This window comes from Pseudomonas marginalis, from assembly GCF_008692035.1.
GTDB classification, from domain to species: domain Bacteria; phylum Pseudomonadota; class Gammaproteobacteria; order Pseudomonadales; family Pseudomonadaceae; genus Aquipseudomonas; species Aquipseudomonas marginalis.
Genome location: NZ_VTFG01000001.1, coordinates 628,093 through 642,459, shown reverse-complemented (window position 1 = coordinate 642,459; position 14,367 = coordinate 628,093). Strand labels below are relative to the sequence as shown.

The 14,367-nt window shown below is 62.4% G+C and carries 13 protein-coding genes; 2 read left to right on the top strand and 11 right to left on the bottom strand.

The window, feature by feature from the left end; translation table 11 throughout:
• Window positions 1-115: 115 nt before the first annotated feature.
• Window positions 116-469, top strand: a complete 354-nt coding sequence (locus FX984_RS02635) for a hypothetical protein (RefSeq protein WP_027606604.1) — start codon at window positions 116-118, stop codon at window positions 467-469.
• Window positions 470-613: 144 nt separating this feature from the next.
• On the opposite strand, the gene FX984_RS02630 is transcribed toward FX984_RS02635, so the two are convergent.
• From FX984_RS02630 to modA, 6 genes are all read right to left on the bottom strand, one after another.
• Window positions 614-1,318 carry a YoaK family protein gene (locus tag FX984_RS02630; RefSeq protein WP_092357938.1) on the bottom strand — a complete coding sequence of 235 codons (705 nt, stop codon included), beginning with the start codon at window positions 1,316-1,318 and terminating at the stop codon, window positions 614-616.
• A 69-nt stretch (window positions 1,319-1,387) separates the two neighbouring features.
• Window positions 1,388-3,010 carry an ABC-F family ATP-binding cassette domain-containing protein gene (locus FX984_RS02625; RefSeq protein ID WP_146476318.1) on the bottom strand — a complete coding sequence of 541 codons (1,623 nt, stop codon included), beginning with the start codon at window positions 3,008-3,010 and terminating at the stop codon, window positions 1,388-1,390.
• A 123-nt stretch (window positions 3,011-3,133) separates the two neighbouring features.
• Window positions 3,134-4,183 (bottom strand): DNA topoisomerase IB, encoded by a 1,050-nt coding sequence (locus FX984_RS02620; protein WP_146476319.1) that lies wholly within the window; start codon window positions 4,181-4,183, stop codon window positions 3,134-3,136.
• Between the two features lie 79 nt (window positions 4,184-4,262).
• Entirely contained in the window at window positions 4,263-5,342 is a 1,080-nt protein-coding gene (gene modC, locus FX984_RS02615) for a molybdenum ABC transporter ATP-binding protein (RefSeq protein WP_027606600.1), read from the bottom strand.
• A gap of 5 nt (window positions 5,343-5,347) precedes the next feature.
• A complete protein-coding gene (modB, locus tag FX984_RS02610; protein WP_065927477.1) occupies window positions 5,348-6,028 on the bottom strand; it encodes a molybdate ABC transporter permease subunit in 681 nt (226 codons plus the stop codon).
• The gene (modA, locus tag FX984_RS02605) at window positions 6,029-6,802 is read right to left on the bottom strand and encodes a molybdate ABC transporter substrate-binding protein (protein ID WP_146476320.1); all 774 of its coding nucleotides are present in this window, start codon (window positions 6,800-6,802) and stop codon (window positions 6,029-6,031) included.
• A gap of 231 nt (window positions 6,803-7,033) precedes the next feature.
• On the opposite strand from modA, the gene FX984_RS02600 reads away from it, so the two are divergent.
• The gene (locus tag FX984_RS02600; protein ID WP_146476321.1) at window positions 7,034-10,783 is read left to right on the top strand and encodes a hypothetical protein; all 3,750 of its coding nucleotides are present in this window, start codon (window positions 7,034-7,036) and stop codon (window positions 10,781-10,783) included.
• Here FX984_RS02600 and FX984_RS02595 read toward each other — a convergent pair.
• The 5 genes from FX984_RS02595 to FX984_RS02580 all read right to left on the bottom strand — a co-directional run bounded on the left by FX984_RS02595 (window position 10,780) and on the right by FX984_RS02580 (window position 14,243).
• Window positions 10,780-11,850, bottom strand: a complete 1,071-nt coding sequence (locus FX984_RS02595; RefSeq protein ID WP_146476322.1) for an NAD(P)H-dependent flavin oxidoreductase — start codon at window positions 11,848-11,850, stop codon at window positions 10,780-10,782. The genes FX984_RS02600 and FX984_RS02595 overlap by 4 nt on opposite strands.
• 105 nt (window positions 11,851-11,955) lie before the next feature.
• Entirely contained in the window at window positions 11,956-13,002 is a 1,047-nt protein-coding gene (gene ada / locus FX984_RS02590; RefSeq protein WP_098479466.1) for a bifunctional DNA-binding transcriptional regulator/O6-methylguanine-DNA methyltransferase Ada, read from the bottom strand.
• Window positions 13,003-13,077: 75 nt separating this feature from the next.
• Window positions 13,078-13,743, bottom strand: a complete 666-nt coding sequence (gene alkB / locus FX984_RS02585; protein WP_027606594.1) for a DNA oxidative demethylase AlkB — start codon at window positions 13,741-13,743, stop codon at window positions 13,078-13,080.
• Between the two features lie 4 nt (window positions 13,744-13,747).
• On the bottom strand, window positions 13,748-13,915 hold the full coding sequence (locus FX984_RS32365) for a hypothetical protein (RefSeq protein WP_092357951.1): 168 nt from the start codon (window positions 13,913-13,915) through the stop codon (window positions 13,748-13,750).
• Window positions 13,916-13,940: 25 nt separating this feature from the next.
• Window positions 13,941-14,243, bottom strand: a complete 303-nt coding sequence (locus tag FX984_RS02580; RefSeq protein WP_027606593.1) for a DUF1883 domain-containing protein — start codon at window positions 14,241-14,243, stop codon at window positions 13,941-13,943.
• Window positions 14,244-14,367: the final 124 nt, after the last annotated feature.

Here is a 14,367-nt window from a genome sequence, read left to right as displayed (position 1 = left end):
GAGCCAGGCCACTATAGGCGGCATATTCTCCCTCCACAGTGAAACAAAATTCATGGGGGCGTCAGTCAGCCTTGCGGCAATGGTACAGTCGCGTTTTTTCCAACGAGGCAAGGGCATGCACAAGGTGGTAATGGGCGCATTGGTATTGACGGCACTGGCCGGTTGCGCGGGTTCGAAGATGAACGAGGCGCGCCTGGGGGCTCCCTACAAGGCCATGGCATCGGACAAGGCCACGCTGGTGGTTGCCGAGTGCATCCAGTTCGGCTGGCAGGATGAAAGCGTGTTTGGCGTCGACGCCGGTGGCTTCAAAGAGCCGAACGGGGCCGGTGGTTTCACCGTCTATACCACGGGTGGCGATTACTTCGTCGACGTGCAAAGCGCCGGTGCCGGTTCGTCCGTCAAGTACTACGCCGTTGAAGATACGATGCCGGCCAAGCGTCGTTTGGCCGCACTTGCGACCTGTCTGTAATCCGTTGCCTTAGTCATTTCAGGAAACGCCCGGCGGGACAGCCGCCGGACATTCGCTTATGATTCAATCCGCCCGCCCGACATGATGGCTCTTTACCAGTACACGGACGTCGAGGCCTTACCGTCGGGCGGGCACCTTTAGTCCTTATCGCGGCATAAAACCCAAATGCCAGCGCCGGGGAATCTTCAGCGACACCAGCCCCAACACGCCGGCCAATACACCGCTGACCACCAGCGCCCTCAGCCCCATGTGCTGCTCCAGCAGCGCGCCAATCACCGCGCCGACAAACATCCCCGCCCACGGAATCAGTTGCACCCGCCAACCGTTGCGGCGCTCCCCCAGCATCCAGCGTCCCAGCCCGCGCCCAAAGCGTGACAGTGCCCCGGTCACGTAGGTCAGCCCCACCGGCAAGCCGTTGACCTCTTCCACGGCTGCGTTGAGCATGCCCATCGCAATGATCGCCGCCAGCAGCGCCGGCAAGGTGTCGACGAAGGGCAGCAAGGCTGCGCCGCAGAGCAAGGTGGCGATACACAGCAACAGGGGCAGGGCATGGCGCCGGCTGAGACGGCCCACCACTACGCCCAAGGCGTTACCGGCGACGAATGTGGCGACCAGCAACAGCAGGCGTGCGGTCAAGCCGAGATCCCCCACACTGATGGCCACGGCCAGGCGCGTGGTGTTGCCGCTCATGAACGATACAAAGTCGCCGCTGGCCATAAAGCCGATGGCGTCAGTCATGCCCGCCAATACCGAAAGGCTGGCCACCAGCATCAGGCCGACGCGGCCGCGCCAGCGCTTTTGATGGGCCAGTGCGGCATTGGCATAAGGCTTGTTGGGCGAAGGCAGCATAGGGCCGGGTTCCTCGGTGAGATTATCCGGCCACTACCCTAGGACGCTTTGATTGCGCGCGCAATGACCTCAGACACACTCCAGGCGCCAACCCTCAGGTTGCCAGAGCAAACGGTGGGTTGGCCCGAACGCCTGGATGAACGCCTCATCATGGGATACAACCATCATTGCCCCGCTGAAGCCCTGCAGCGCCTGTTCAAAGGCGATCACCGATTCCAGGTCCAGGTGGTTGGTGGGCTCATCAAGCAACAGCAGTTGCGCGGGTGTTTCACCCCACAGGGCAATCGCCATCGCGGCTTTCAACCGCTCGCCGCCGCTGAGCTGCGCGGTCGGTTGGGTGACCCGCCGGGCATCCAGTTGCAGCAAGGCCAGGCGCGTACGCAGTTCGGCTTCGGGCAGCGGTGTGTCGAGCAGGTTGAGCTGTTCGACGAGGGAGCGTCGGTCATCCAGCAGCGCCTGGTGCTGGTCGATATACGCGCAGGGCAACGGCACCGTGCACTCACCGCTGGCGGGCTGCAATTGGCCGGTCAGTACCTTGAGCAGGGTGGATTTGCCGCAGCCGTTCGGTCCCAGCACAGCCACGCGCACCGGCCCTGTGAGGTTGAGTGTGAGGGCGGGATGCTCCAGCCAGGGTAACCGGACCTCCGTCAAGGCCATGACCTGTCGGCCATTGGGCACGACGGACCCCGGCAACTCCAACAGGGTCGGCGTCTCATCTACCACGCGCTCGTAGGCTTGGCGCACCTGCTCATCCAACGTGTGTTTGTACGCGTGATGGGCACTGCGCACGGTGCCGACGACTTCGGTGGCGGCGCTTTTCCAGCGCGCCTTGGTAAACCGGTCCACATTGGCCGTCTCGGCGTGCTTGCGGGAGCGCGCCGCCTGGCGTTGCAGGCTGTCATGGTCTTTCTGCACGCGCCGGCGTTCGCGGTTGCGCTCAAGGCGTGCGTGCTCCAGCGCCGCGACGGCGGCGTGCTGTTCGGTGTCGCGCTGCAGGCGATAGGCATCATAGTTGCCGCCGTAGACGTGAGGGCCGAGGGGGGACAGTTCAATGATGCGCCCGAGGGTGTTGAGTATTTGCCGGTCGTGGCTCACCACCACCAGGCCGCCACGCCATTCCTGCAACAGGTGCAGCAGCCACCGGCGGCCGGCGCTGTCGAGGTGGTTGGTGGGTTCATCGAGCACCAGCAGTTGCGGTGCGGCCAGCACGGCGCCGATCAGCCTGAGCCGCGCCAGTTGCCCTCCACTGAGTTGATCGGCCGGCGTATCCACACCCAGCTGCGCAAGGCCTGCCGTATCCAGTGCGGCGCGCAAGCGTTCGGCAAGGTCCCAGCGGTTGTCGATCAACTCAAGGTCATCGACCTGCGCCGTCCCTGCCGCCATGCGTGCCAGTGCCGCCAGCACGGGCGTGGTGCCCGTCAGGTCAGCGAGGGTGTCTCCTGCTGCAACCGCCATGTCCTGAGGGACATAGGCCACGCTGGCCGAGCGCTTGAGCGAGCCGGAGGAGGGGAACAACACGCCGACGATCAATTGGGCGAAGATACTTTTGCCCCGTCCATTGCGTCCCACAATCCCGGTGGGCGTGTGGTCGATGGACAGGTTCAGGTCGTCCAGCAAGGTCTCGCCATTGGCGAACTGGAAGCACAGGTGTTGCAGGGAAACCAATACGGGCAGCCGGTTGACGTCAGTCATCAGCACCTCCAAAAAATGTCGGACAGGCCAACAAGCGCGCCAGGCGGCTCGTTGCAGGTACATTCTGGAAGGCTTAGTGATTCACTTCGGCGGTCGTCCCGGAAGTCAGAAGGGAGCCAGAGCCTAACCCGCCTTGGCATTGCCGGGCAAGTCGGCGGCCAGTTGTTCAAGGAACATCGCCAAGGCGACTTCCTCGGCCTTCAGGCCTTTGCGCACCCGCGGCTTGGGCAACCTGGACAATTCGCCCAGGCTGAAATGCTCGAGTACGGCCGGGTGGATATAACACTTGCGGCACACCGCAGGCGTATTGCCCAGTTGCCTGGCGACATCCTTGACCATCGCCACCACATGCCGCTTGGCGTCGGATTCCGGTTGCCATTCCAACTCCCGCAGCACCGCCAGCGCCATGGCGGTGCCGGCCCAGGTGCGGTAATCCTTGGCAGTGAAGTCGGCACCGGTAAGGTCGTGCAGGTAGGCGTTGACGTCATGGGAGCTGACGGTGTGCCGCTCGCCGTCTTCATCCAGGTACTGGAACAGGTTCTGCCCCGGTAACTCCAGGCAGCGCTTGACCACCGTGGCCAGGCGCCGGTCCTTGACGCTGACCTGGTGCTCCACGCCACTCTTGCCGCGAAACTGGAACTGGATCTCGCTGCCGTTGACATCCACATGGCGGTTGCGCAGGGTGGTCAGCCCGTAGGATTTGTTGTCTCGCGCATATTGGGTATTGCCGACGCGGATCAGCGTGGCGTCCAGCAGCATCACCACCGTGGCCAGGACTTTTTCGCGCGTGAAGCCGGGTTCGGCGATTTGCGCTTCGAGCTGCTTGCGCAGTTTCGGCAGGGCGTTGCCAAACTCCTGCAGCCGCGCGTACTTGTCGCTGTCACGCACCTCACGCCAGCGTGGGTGATAGCGGTATTGCTTGCGTCCACGGGCATCGCGGCCGGTGGCTTGCAGGTGCCCGCGCGGGTCGGCGCAGATCCACACATCGGTATACGCCGGAGGGACGGCGAGGGCGTTCAGGCGCTTGATCTCATCGGCATCCCGGATGCGCTCGCCCTTGGCGTCGAAGTACTGGAACTTGCCGCGCACTCGCTTGCGGCGGATGCCGGGCTGGGTGTCGTCAACGTAATGCAGGTCGCGGGGCAGGTCGGCGGGCAGCGCGGAGTCGGGCATGGTGCGGGTTCCTTTGGCAACGGATCAGGCCGGTATTCCTGATTGACCGCAGCCGTGTGCGGTCGTGCCAAAAGGTTTCTTATGCCAGCACGGCCACCGCCTTGATCTGCGCCCACAGCGCCTGGCCGGGCCGCAATTGCAACTGGTCGCGGGAGAACCGCGTGATCCGCGCCAGCAACGGCGTGCCATCCGCGTCCAGGCGCACCAGCACATGGGCGCTGTTATCCGCCGCGATCTCCTGGGTAACCGTCACCGGCAGGCGGTTGAGGATGCTGCTGTGCTCTTCGGCCTGCAGGCTGAGGCTGACGTCGCGCGCCTGTACCTTGACCCGCAACACCTTGCCCAACGCCAGCGGTGCATGGGCCACGCGCAGGTGCTGGGCGCTGTCGGGCAGTTGCAGCGTGAGCAGACGGTAGTGATCGTCATAGGCGCTGACGCTGCCATTGATCACCACGCCCGCGTCGTCCCCCAACGCCAGGGGCAGGTCGAGCCGTGCCAGGGTTTCGCCGATGGGACCACTGGCCAGGGCCTTGCCGTCGCTGAGCAACACGATGTGATCGGCCAGGCGCGCCACCTCATCCTGGGCATGGCTGACGTACAGCACGGGGATGTCCAGTTCGTCGTGCAGGCGTTCCAGGTAGGGCAGGATTTCGCCTTTGCGCTTGCTGTCGAGGGCGGCCAGGGGCTCATCCATCAACAGGAGTCTTGGGCTGGTGAGCAGGGCACGGGCGATACCGATGCGCTGGCGTTCGCCGCCGGACAAGTGTTGGGGGTGACGCTCCAGCAGATGGCCGATCCCCAGCAACTCCGTGGCCTGGAGCATATCCACCCGGCGTTGCGAGCGCGGGATGCGCTTGAGGCCGAACTCCAGGTTGGCCCGCACCGACAGATGGGGGAACAGGCTGGGCTCCTGGAACACGTAGCCAAGCGCACGCTTGTGCGGCGGCACGAACAGACCGTTGCGGCTGTCTTGCCAGACTTCATCGTTGATCTGGATAAACCCATCTTCGGCCCGCTCCAGCCCGGCAATGCAGCGCAGGCAGGTGGTCTTGCCGGAGCCGGAATGCCCGTACAGCGCAGTCACCCCTCGACCGGGCACATGCAGGTCCACGTCCAGGGCAAAGCCTGTGTACTTCAAGTTCAGGCGCACATTGATCATCGGCATCAACTCCAGCCCATCCTGGTTTTACGGCTGGAGTAGAGCGCCAGCAACACGAGGAACGCGAACACCACCATGGCGCCGGCCAGCCAATGGGCCTGGGCATACTCCATGGCTTCGACATGATCGTAGATCTGCACCGAGACCACGCGGGTCTTGTCGGGGATATTGCCGCCGATCATCAGCACTACGCCGAATTCTCCGACGGTATGGGCAAAACCCAGGATGGACGCGGTGATAAACCCCGGGCGCGCCAGGGGCAGGATCACCGTGAAGAAGGTATCCCACGGATTGGCGCGCAGGGTCGCGGCCACCTCCAATGGGCGTGTGCCGATGGCGGAAAAGGCGTTCTGCAACGGCTGCACCACGAACGGCATGGAATAGATCACCGAACCGATCACCAGCCCGGCGAAGCTGAAGGTGAGGGTGCCCAGGCCCAGCCATTGGGTGAACTGGCCGAAGTAGCCGTGGGGGCCCATGGTCAACAGCAGGTAGAAACCGATGACGGTGGGTGGCAGCACCAATGGCAAGGCCACCACCGCGCCAATGGGGCCGCGCCACCATGAACGGGTGCGCGACAGCCACAGGGCAATCGGAGTGCCGATGACCAGCAGGATCACGGTGGTCAGTGACGCCAGTTTGAGGGTCAACCAGATTGCGGAAAAATCGGCACTCGACAGGGGCATTTACTTGCTCAGTTCATAACCGTAGGACTTGATGACGGCAGCGGCTTTCGGCCCCTTGAGGTACTCGACCAGAGCCTTGGCAGCGGCGCTGTCCTTGCCTTTGTTGAGGATCACCGCGTCTTGTTTGATCGGGTCGTGCAGGGCGGCCGGGACGATCCAGGCCGAGCCGCTGGTGACTTTGCCGTCTTTATAGATCTGCGACAAGGCGACGAAACCCAACTCGGCGTTGCCGGTGGAAACGAACTGAAAGGCCTGGGTGATGTTCTGGCCTTCGACGAGCTTGTCCTTGACCTGCTCGGTCAACCCTTCCTTGGCCAATACCTGGGTGGCGGCGAGGCCGTAAGGCGCGGCTTTCGGGTTGGCGATGGACAGGTGCTTGAAGTCATTCTTCTTCAATACCTCGCCCTTGGCGTCTACATAACCTTCCTTGGCCGACCACAGCGCCAGGGTGCCCACGGCGTAGGTGAAGCGCGAGCCCTTGACCGTGTCGCCTTCGCTTTCGAGCTTTTGCGGGGTGGTGTCGTCGGCACTCAGGAACACTTCGAACGGCGCGCCGTTCTTGATCTGGGTGTAGAACTGCCCGGTGGCGCCGTAGGCTGCGACCAGTTTGTGGCCGGTGTCTTTTTCGAAGTCGGCGGCAATCGCCTGGATCGGTGCGGTGAAGTTGGCCGCTACGGCCACCTGGACTTCATCGGCGTGGGCCGCTGCGGTCGCGAGCAACGCAACCAATGCCGCCAGGCACGCGGGTACAAAGCGAGGGGTATTGAAAGTCATGAACGGCTCCGTTTGAGAAGGTGTAGAACCTGGTGCCGATTATAGGGACGGGCGCTGCCAGGCGCTGTATGTATAGGTATATAGCGTAAAAATGGCAAGGGAAATCCATCCTTGGAATCGATGTCGGCGCGCGGTCGAGATTTCCTCCCGTCGACGCACCCATGGCTGACAGCCAGGCGCTGGTCGCAACGCGATAGTGAGCGGCGTATTGATCTGAAACGGAAGCACATCATGGGCAAGGAATACGCTTACATCGACGTGGGCGCGACAAACACCGAGAGCAGCGAGGCTTACACGCAGGCATGGATAGAGCGTGTAGTGGCTCAATCCACGCTGGAACCCCAGGCCAAGGCACTGATCCGGGCAGACGCCCTGATCCCCGTCGAATTCTCGATATTCGATACCGATGACAGCCAGCGACAGCCGATCATCGTCGAGCACGATTCGTTGCCGCTGTGGCACATCCTCAACGATCGGTTTCCCTGGCAGGCATATGCAGGCAAACAGCAAAACACCGACAGCGTACAAACCAAAGTCCTGATGCCGTATTTCTATGGCGAGGTGGCACGGGAGCTGAATTTCACGCGATTTTTTCTCGGTCGCATTCAGGTCGGGGGGCAGATCCACGCGGGCTTTTGGGTGCAGCATGAGTTGATGATGCCTAACCAGGCGGTACTCAAGACCGAGGTGGTGGTGCTATCGGTGTGGAACACCCACGCCGAAATGATGGCGGAAATCTGGTTCGACCTGCCTCCCACATCCCGGGGGGCCAACCAATGGCCCAAGGCGATCAGCCTGGAGTGGCCGGGCATGCGCATTGGTGCGCAATCAGGCAGCCGCTTCGATTATTCAGCCGATACGAGCCAGAACCGGCTGTGGCTCAAACCCTTCGAAGAGCCGGTGGGGGTTGCGATCTTGAGTATCCTTCCGCGGTGGACACTCAAGGACGTGCAGCTGCCAGACACTCACATAGAGCCCAATCAATTGCTCAAGGTGACCCTCGGCAATCTTCCCGGCGGTGCGCCGGCGCTGGAATACTCGATCACCGTCGCCCAGGAATATCGAGCGTCAGGACGCTGGCAATATTATCTTGCGGTCTATTTGAATCACCGTTGTCCTTGGGTGAACTGCGGGGTGATGGATGAAGAGGGCGTGATCCGCGCTCAAAGTGACCAGCAGAATTTCTGGTTCGTGCGCAGCGACGCCTCCCAGGCGTCTTTTTCGATACAGATACTGCCTGGGGACCTGGCACAGTGGCTGGAGGGCGTGCCGACGTCGACACAGCCGGTTACGCCCCCCAAGGCCTGGCAAAAATGGGACAACCTGCTGAACAGTGTGTGGAACGCCGAACTCTCCAAGGACTATATCCAGAACCTTATCGAGCGCTGCCTGAACAAGTCCGGGCTGCCGCAACGTACCCAGGATCGGTTCAGGGACGAAAAACGGTTTCGCTATAAATACCAGGTGGGCTACCCGGTCTATTCGGCGGGCATGACCGCCTATGCGCCACCGCGCTACAAGCATTTTTCTTTCCTGCAAGTGCTGACGGGCGAGCCGCAGCGCACGGCGTATTTCCAGGAAACCATCGCCAACATCCATGTCAGCGGGGAACCGCTGTCGAGCGTGGAAGTGCGCACCCTGGGCCGCTTGCGCGACATCCTGTATGAAACCTTTGTCGCCGATATCGACGAACTGGCGCGCAACACCGACTACAAACAACTGTTTGGCGAAACCTGCGAGGCCTTGGCCAAGGTCCGCGCGGCACAATTCCTGGTCGATGATGCTGAGCAGGATGTGTCCCTGCGTGAACTCGCCCATCGTTTTCTCAAAGGTGAAGTCAAGCCGCGCCTGCTGCTGTTCCGGGAAAAAGTGGTGCCCAATGCGTTGGTGCTCAAGCTCAGTTCACAGAAGGCGCTGCTCATCTCACTGAACATGGCAGAGCTCACTTGGGCGGTGTGGCAGCCCAGCGGCGTGTCGGGGCAACCCAGTGACGACTTGATGCGGTTTATCACGCACCACCTGCCATTTCCGGAAAAACTCAGCGTGGAGCGCTCGGATTTCTATCCGCAGAAAAAGCGCTACGGCTACCACTACCGCCGCGTACCGCCGCAGCCGGTGTCTTTCCGGGAGGTGACGAACATCAACGATGCGCTGTATGAGATCGGTATCAGCGAACTCAAGCACATGATGAATTACGCGGTATTTTCCTCCGATGAAGAGCGGCGCCTGGCGAAATGGGGCATGTTCAAGGTCGCTACCCGCGCGGTGTCCAGCCTGGTGATAGCGGCGGTCGGTCCCGCATCGGGCGTCGGGGCGTTGCTGTTGTCCGGCGGTGTTGGCCTGATCGCCAATGTCGCGGACGCAAGCTTCTCCTACCAACTGGCCCGCAGCATGGACCGACCCGAGGATTACGCCGCCTATGTGTATGAGTGCAAGTTGGGCGTCTTGCTGGGCGTGGTGGAGCTGGTTGCCGACGTTACCCTGGCCCGGGGGCAACTGCGCACGCTGTTGAAACGGTCGGCCCAGACCGGGAAGTTGCTGTTGCCGGCCTTGAGATCCCGTGAGCGCCCGGCCCCCCCTGTTTCCCTGGAACAGGCAAGCGCCTCCACGTTGTTCCTGCCCACATCAGCGGACCTGCTGGGCATGCGCGGTCGTCTGGAAAAGCTGTATCGCGACGCCAATAAATTGGCCGAATTGGCGGGCGACTCCGAGGCTTCTACTACAGGCGGCTTCGTTGAGTCCAAGCGCTGTGCGGACTACCTGTCAAGCCAGTCCTGGGACGTCCAGGCTATCGGCGTCTTGCTGTTCGCCGAACCGAACGACCCGCGTCCCCAATGCCATTTTGCCCTGTCGGTTCGCAATGAAAGTGATGCGGCGGTGCTGGACACGGGGTTGGGGCGCCTGGACCCTTCGGCGCAGCAACTGGCCTATTTTGATTCCATCGCCGGCTGGGAGCAGCGCGTGCAGCAAGCACCGGCGTCGAGCGGCAAATTGGTGGTCTACAAGCTCTACGCCAATGTCATCGAGGCCAGTCTTGAGCTCAACACGGTGTTCCGGCTGGGAGTGAGTTGGGGGCGTTTCTTCAATACCGGCAGCTATTCGGTCCTCGCGTGTCCGCCGCGATTTATCACCGCTATCCAACGGCAACTGCCGAGGCTATGGGATGTACTTTCCCGGGAGCTGCCACGGGGCGCGTCGCAACTGACAACGGCGCTGCAAAGCACGCCGCAGCCGTTCGATCACGCTGGCCTGTTGTTGCAGGTCAGTAACCTGCGGGGCTTGATCGATGAGTCCGAGGATATGTTGCGCCGTACCGTTGGAGTGCCGGTCGTTGGCAACCTCAGGGCGCATCTGCTGGGGGCTTTCCGGAGCTGGCGCCACGAGTCGCTGGAAGAGTATGTGGAGCTGATGGACAGCGTTATCGCAGAAGAGGCGGAGTTGGTGCGCGGGGCATTGGCTCACCTGGATCAGTTGCAATCGGGCCTCGCCAGCCCGATTGCCACGGCGGAGAACGCCCTGGTCGATTGCGTCGACTGGATCGCACTGCGGGCCGGCCAGGAAGACGACGACTGGCGCAGTTTGCTGCGCAGCGAAATCGAACGCTATGTCACGGGGGATCGCGCCAGTGCGGAACTGTGTACAAGGGCGCAACTCGATTACCTGCACCAGACGCTGGCCGCCCATCGCGAAGTGCAGATACACCACGTACTGGGGGCCAGCTACGAACGACTCTCCATGAGCACCGGCCAGGCGCTGTTTGCTATCGGGTTGAAGTTGATCAACGCCATGGCCACCCATCGGCAGTCCGATTGCTTCTTCGCCCTGATCATGACCTGCCAGCCCTACGAGAACAGTAACGAGCACTTCGCCCGGATCATCTACGGTATCCACGCCCTGCGGCAAAAGCGCTTCATGGTACTGACCCAGGCCCACGAAAACCGCCTGAGCGGGCTGCGACCTGCGGAACCTGTACCGCTCTAGTCCGGCGTGCGGGTAAGCGTCTTGAGGGCTTGCGCGGCGAGCAGCGTGGTCAGTTCGCGCGTCGACAGTGCGTGCTTGAGCCCGACGGCCTGCCCGGCCCACTGACTGCCAAAACCGGCTTCCTCCCTGGCCTTCAATGGCATCAGCGCGCCGCCTGCCAGAGGAAAGGCCGGCGCCGCCGGGTTCACCGGGCCCAGCTCACGCATCAGGCGATTCAAGAGGCCACGGGCAGGGCGCCCGGTGAACAGATTGGTCAGCGCTGTGCCACTGGCCTGGGCCGTCAGCAAGGCCAGATGGTGGGCCCGGCTGAGCGTCGCCTCCGGGGTGAACAGGTACGCGGTGCCGATCTGCACCGCCGAGGCCCCGAGGGCGAAGGCCGCGACAATACCGCGCGCATCGCCGATTCCACCGGCGGCGATTACCGGGACGCGCACTGCGTCCACCACTTGCGGGACCAGGGCCAGCGTGCCGATCTGGCTGCTCAGGTCCGAAGCCAGGAACATTCCCCGATGCCCGCCGGCCTCATACCCCATGGCGATAATCGCGTCGCAGCCGTGCCGCTCCAACCAGATCGCTTCCTCGACCGTGGTGGCCGAGGACAGCACCTTGGCTCCGGTCGCCTTGACACGTTCCAGCAGGTTTTTTTCCGGCAGGCCGAAATGAAAGCTCACGACCTCGGGGCGGTGTTGCTCCACCACTTCGCAACTGGCCGCGTTGAACGGGGCGCGATTGGAGACCGGTGTCGGCGCATCAAAATCGGCGCCCAGTTCGCGGTAGTAGGGTTCCAGCAAGGCTTTCCAGTGGCGATTGCGCTCCTCGTCCGGCTCCGGCGGCTGGTGGCAGAAGAAATTGACGTTGATAGGCCCGCTGCTGGCATGGCGCACGGTGGCCAGGGTTTCGTGCAGTTGCTCGATGCTCAGCATCGCCGCAGGAATCGAACCCAGCGCGCCGGCCTGGTTGGCGGCAATCACCATGGCGGCGCTGGTCGCACCGGCCATCGGTGCCTGGATGATGGGCACGTCGATGCCCAGCAGGTCGAGAATACGGGTGTCTGGCCAGGTGCTCATGGGACGTGTCTCCAGTATCAGTGAGGCTTGTCGCTGTTTTAACAGGGCCCTTGGCACCCGGCCAGTCTGTTTTATTCACTGGACGAGGGACGTTTTTCGTGCGCGTCAGTGGTCTCTTTCCCGCTCCAGCAGCTGCCGCTTGCGTTCAACCCCCCAGCGATAGCCGGATAGATCGCCATTGCTGCGCACCACCCGATGACACGGAATCGCCACCGCCAGGCTGTTCGCCCCGCAGGCCTGGGCCACCGCGCGAAAGGCCTTGGGCGCGCCGATGCGTTGGGCGATCTGCCCATAGCTGGCCGTGCTGCCCACCGGAATCTCGCGCAGGGCCTGCCACACCCGCTCCTGGAACGCGGTGCCACGCAAGTCCAGTGGCAAGTCCAGGCCCAGGGCCGGCGCCTCGATAAAGCCCACCACGTGCGCGATCAATTGTTCGAAACGGCGGTCGGCGCCCACCAGGTTGGCCCTGGGGAATTGATCCTGCAGGTCGCGCACCAGTTTGTCCGGGTCATCCCCGAGCAGAATCGCACACACGCCACGGGCGCTCTGCGCCACCAGGATTGCACCCAGCGAGCATTGCCCGACGGCGAACAGAATATCGTTGTTGGTGCCGCCGGCCTTGTAGTCGCTGGGCGTCATGCCGAGCCGTTGGTTGGCCGACTCATAGAAGCGGCTGTTGGAATTGAAGCCGGCTTCATACAACGCATCGGTTACCGAATGCGCACCCTTGAGCCCCTCGCGAACCTTGCGTGAGCGATGGGCGCTGGCGTAACCCTTGGGCGTCAGGCCGGTCACGCCTTTGAACACCCGGTGGAAATGGAACGGGCTCAGGCCGGCCCGGCTCGCCAGCGTGCCGAGGCTGGGCGCGGTGTCGGCGTGTTCGATCTGCCGGCATGCGTCAGCCACCAATTGCGCATGCTGCGCAGCCAGTTGTGTCTGGTCACCGGCTGCGCGTTTGCTGGCGCGATAACCGGCGGCCTCGGCCTGTGCCGGGGTGTCGAAAAACTCGATATTTTCCGGGCGAGGCAATCGCGAGGCGCTGCTCGGGCGGCAATACACACCGGTGGTTTTCACGCCGTAGACGAACAGCCCATCGGCTTTCGGATCGCGGGCAAGAATCGCAGCCCAGCGCGGATCTTGTTCGGTAGTCATGGTTGGCACTCTTGACGGATCCTGGCCAGATTAGCCGTGCTGCAGTGGCCTGGCACTCCGAAGCTTGCGGTCAAATCAGCCGGCGGTGCGAAAAGTGAGGTTGATACGTTGCGGGCCCATGATCGGGTGCACGCCTTCCTTGATCGGCATCACCCCATGAAAACGCAGCCGATCGACCCCGCCCCAGACCACCACGTCACCATGGAACAGCGAGACCTTGCGGGTCTTGTCGCTGCGGGCGTGGCCACCGAACAGGAAAACTGCCGGCAACCCAAGGGATATCGACACGACGGGCTCGCTGTAGCGACGTTCATTCCTGTCCTGGTGCAAGGACATTTTCGCGCCCGGAACATAACGGTTGATCAGGCAGGCGTCGGGGGCAAAGTCGACAAACCCGGCGTCTGCCGCGGCTTCTATGGCCAGTTGGCGCAAGGTGTCCGGCAGCGCTGGCCAGGGTTGCCGGGTGCGAGGGTCCAGGGGCGTGTAGCGGTAGCCGCTGGTGTCGCTGGTCCAGCCCAGCGCGCCGCAACTGCTCAAGGCCGCCGACATGGTAAAGCCACCGGGCGTAACCATTTGCCGAAATGGCGATTGCGCCAGCACACGACGCAGTTCTGGCAGAAGGCGCTCAATCCAGGGCAGGGCATAGCCCCTTAGCACGTAGGACTGTTCGCCGATCTGCTCACGTGCTGCGGGTTGTTGCAGGGCGTCATCGGCGAACAGGTCATCAGTGGGGCCGGGCATTGCCTTACAGCGCCTTGCTCACGTTGATGTCGGTGATGACATCGCTGGCATCGTGGATTTTCGCCAAGGCCTGCAAGGCCTCTTCCACGCTATTGTTCGTCAGTTGGGCGAACTCGAAGCGGCGTTCGCCGTTGAGCTTGTACTTGATTACGTATTTGGTGGTAGCAGTCACGGTGATTTCCTCTGGCGTCTTCGAGTCAGCTCAGCTTGGTGCTGGTGCGACGTACGATGCGAATCTTGTGGGACAGCGCCGGCTTGCGGGTGACGCTGATCGCGCGACGCGTCACCACGTCCAGGGTGATGTTCCAGAACCCGGTGCTGGGTGCGGTGATCTTGGCGGGGAACGTGTCGAAGGCGCCGCCGTGGTATGTGTGGCGACCGCCATTCTTGAAGCTGCGAAAGTTCGCGTCGCTCATCAGGCGAATATTGCAAGTCTGCGAGCATTCGATGACGACAATGTCTCCCTCGTTGAGGTGCTCGCGCTGGTGGATAAATTTCATGAGGGTGTCTCCAGAAGGGCTTTTTCTGCAAAATCAGAATGATACGTAGGTTAAGATAGAGTTTATCAGCCCCAGCGCGTTTATTATCGGCCCGTCTTCAATGGCGTCGACAATTTAAAACAGT

Excerpts from the sequence above, each read along its gene's own strand:
- alkB (WP_027606594.1), bottom strand. The coding sequence starts at position 13,743 with ATGCCCGGCCCCACTGATGACCTGTTCGCCGATGACGCCCTGCAACAA.
- FX984_RS02635 (WP_027606604.1), top strand. The coding sequence starts at position 116 with ATGCACAAGGTGGTAATGGGCGCATTGGTATTGACGGCACTGGCCGGT.
- modA (WP_146476320.1), bottom strand. The coding sequence starts at position 6,802 with ATGACTTTCAATACCCCTCGCTTTGTACCCGCGTGCCTGGCGGCATTG.
- modB (WP_065927477.1), bottom strand. The coding sequence starts at position 6,028 with ATGCCCCTGTCGAGTGCCGATTTTTCCGCAATCTGGTTGACCCTCAAA.
- FX984_RS02625 (WP_146476318.1), bottom strand. The coding sequence starts at position 3,010 with ATGACTGACGTCAACCGGCTGCCCGTATTGGTTTCCCTGCAACACCTG.
- FX984_RS02620 (WP_146476319.1), bottom strand. The coding sequence starts at position 4,183 with ATGCCCGACTCCGCGCTGCCCGCCGACCTGCCCCGCGACCTGCATTAC.
- FX984_RS02630 (WP_092357938.1), bottom strand. The coding sequence starts at position 1,318 with ATGCTGCCTTCGCCCAACAAGCCTTATGCCAATGCCGCACTGGCCCAT.
- ada (WP_098479466.1), bottom strand. The coding sequence starts at position 13,002 with ATGACTACCGAACAAGATCCGCGCTGGGCTGCGATTCTTGCCCGCGAT.
- modC (WP_027606600.1), bottom strand. The coding sequence starts at position 5,342 with ATGATCAATGTGCGCCTGAACTTGAAGTACACAGGCTTTGCCCTGGAC.
- FX984_RS02595 (WP_146476322.1), bottom strand. The coding sequence starts at position 11,850 with ATGAGCACCTGGCCAGACACCCGTATTCTCGACCTGCTGGGCATCGAC.
- FX984_RS02600 (WP_146476321.1), top strand. The coding sequence starts at position 7,034 with ATGGGCAAGGAATACGCTTACATCGACGTGGGCGCGACAAACACCGAG.
- FX984_RS02580 (WP_027606593.1), bottom strand. The coding sequence starts at position 14,243 with ATGAAATTTATCCACCAGCGCGAGCACCTCAACGAGGGAGACATTGTC.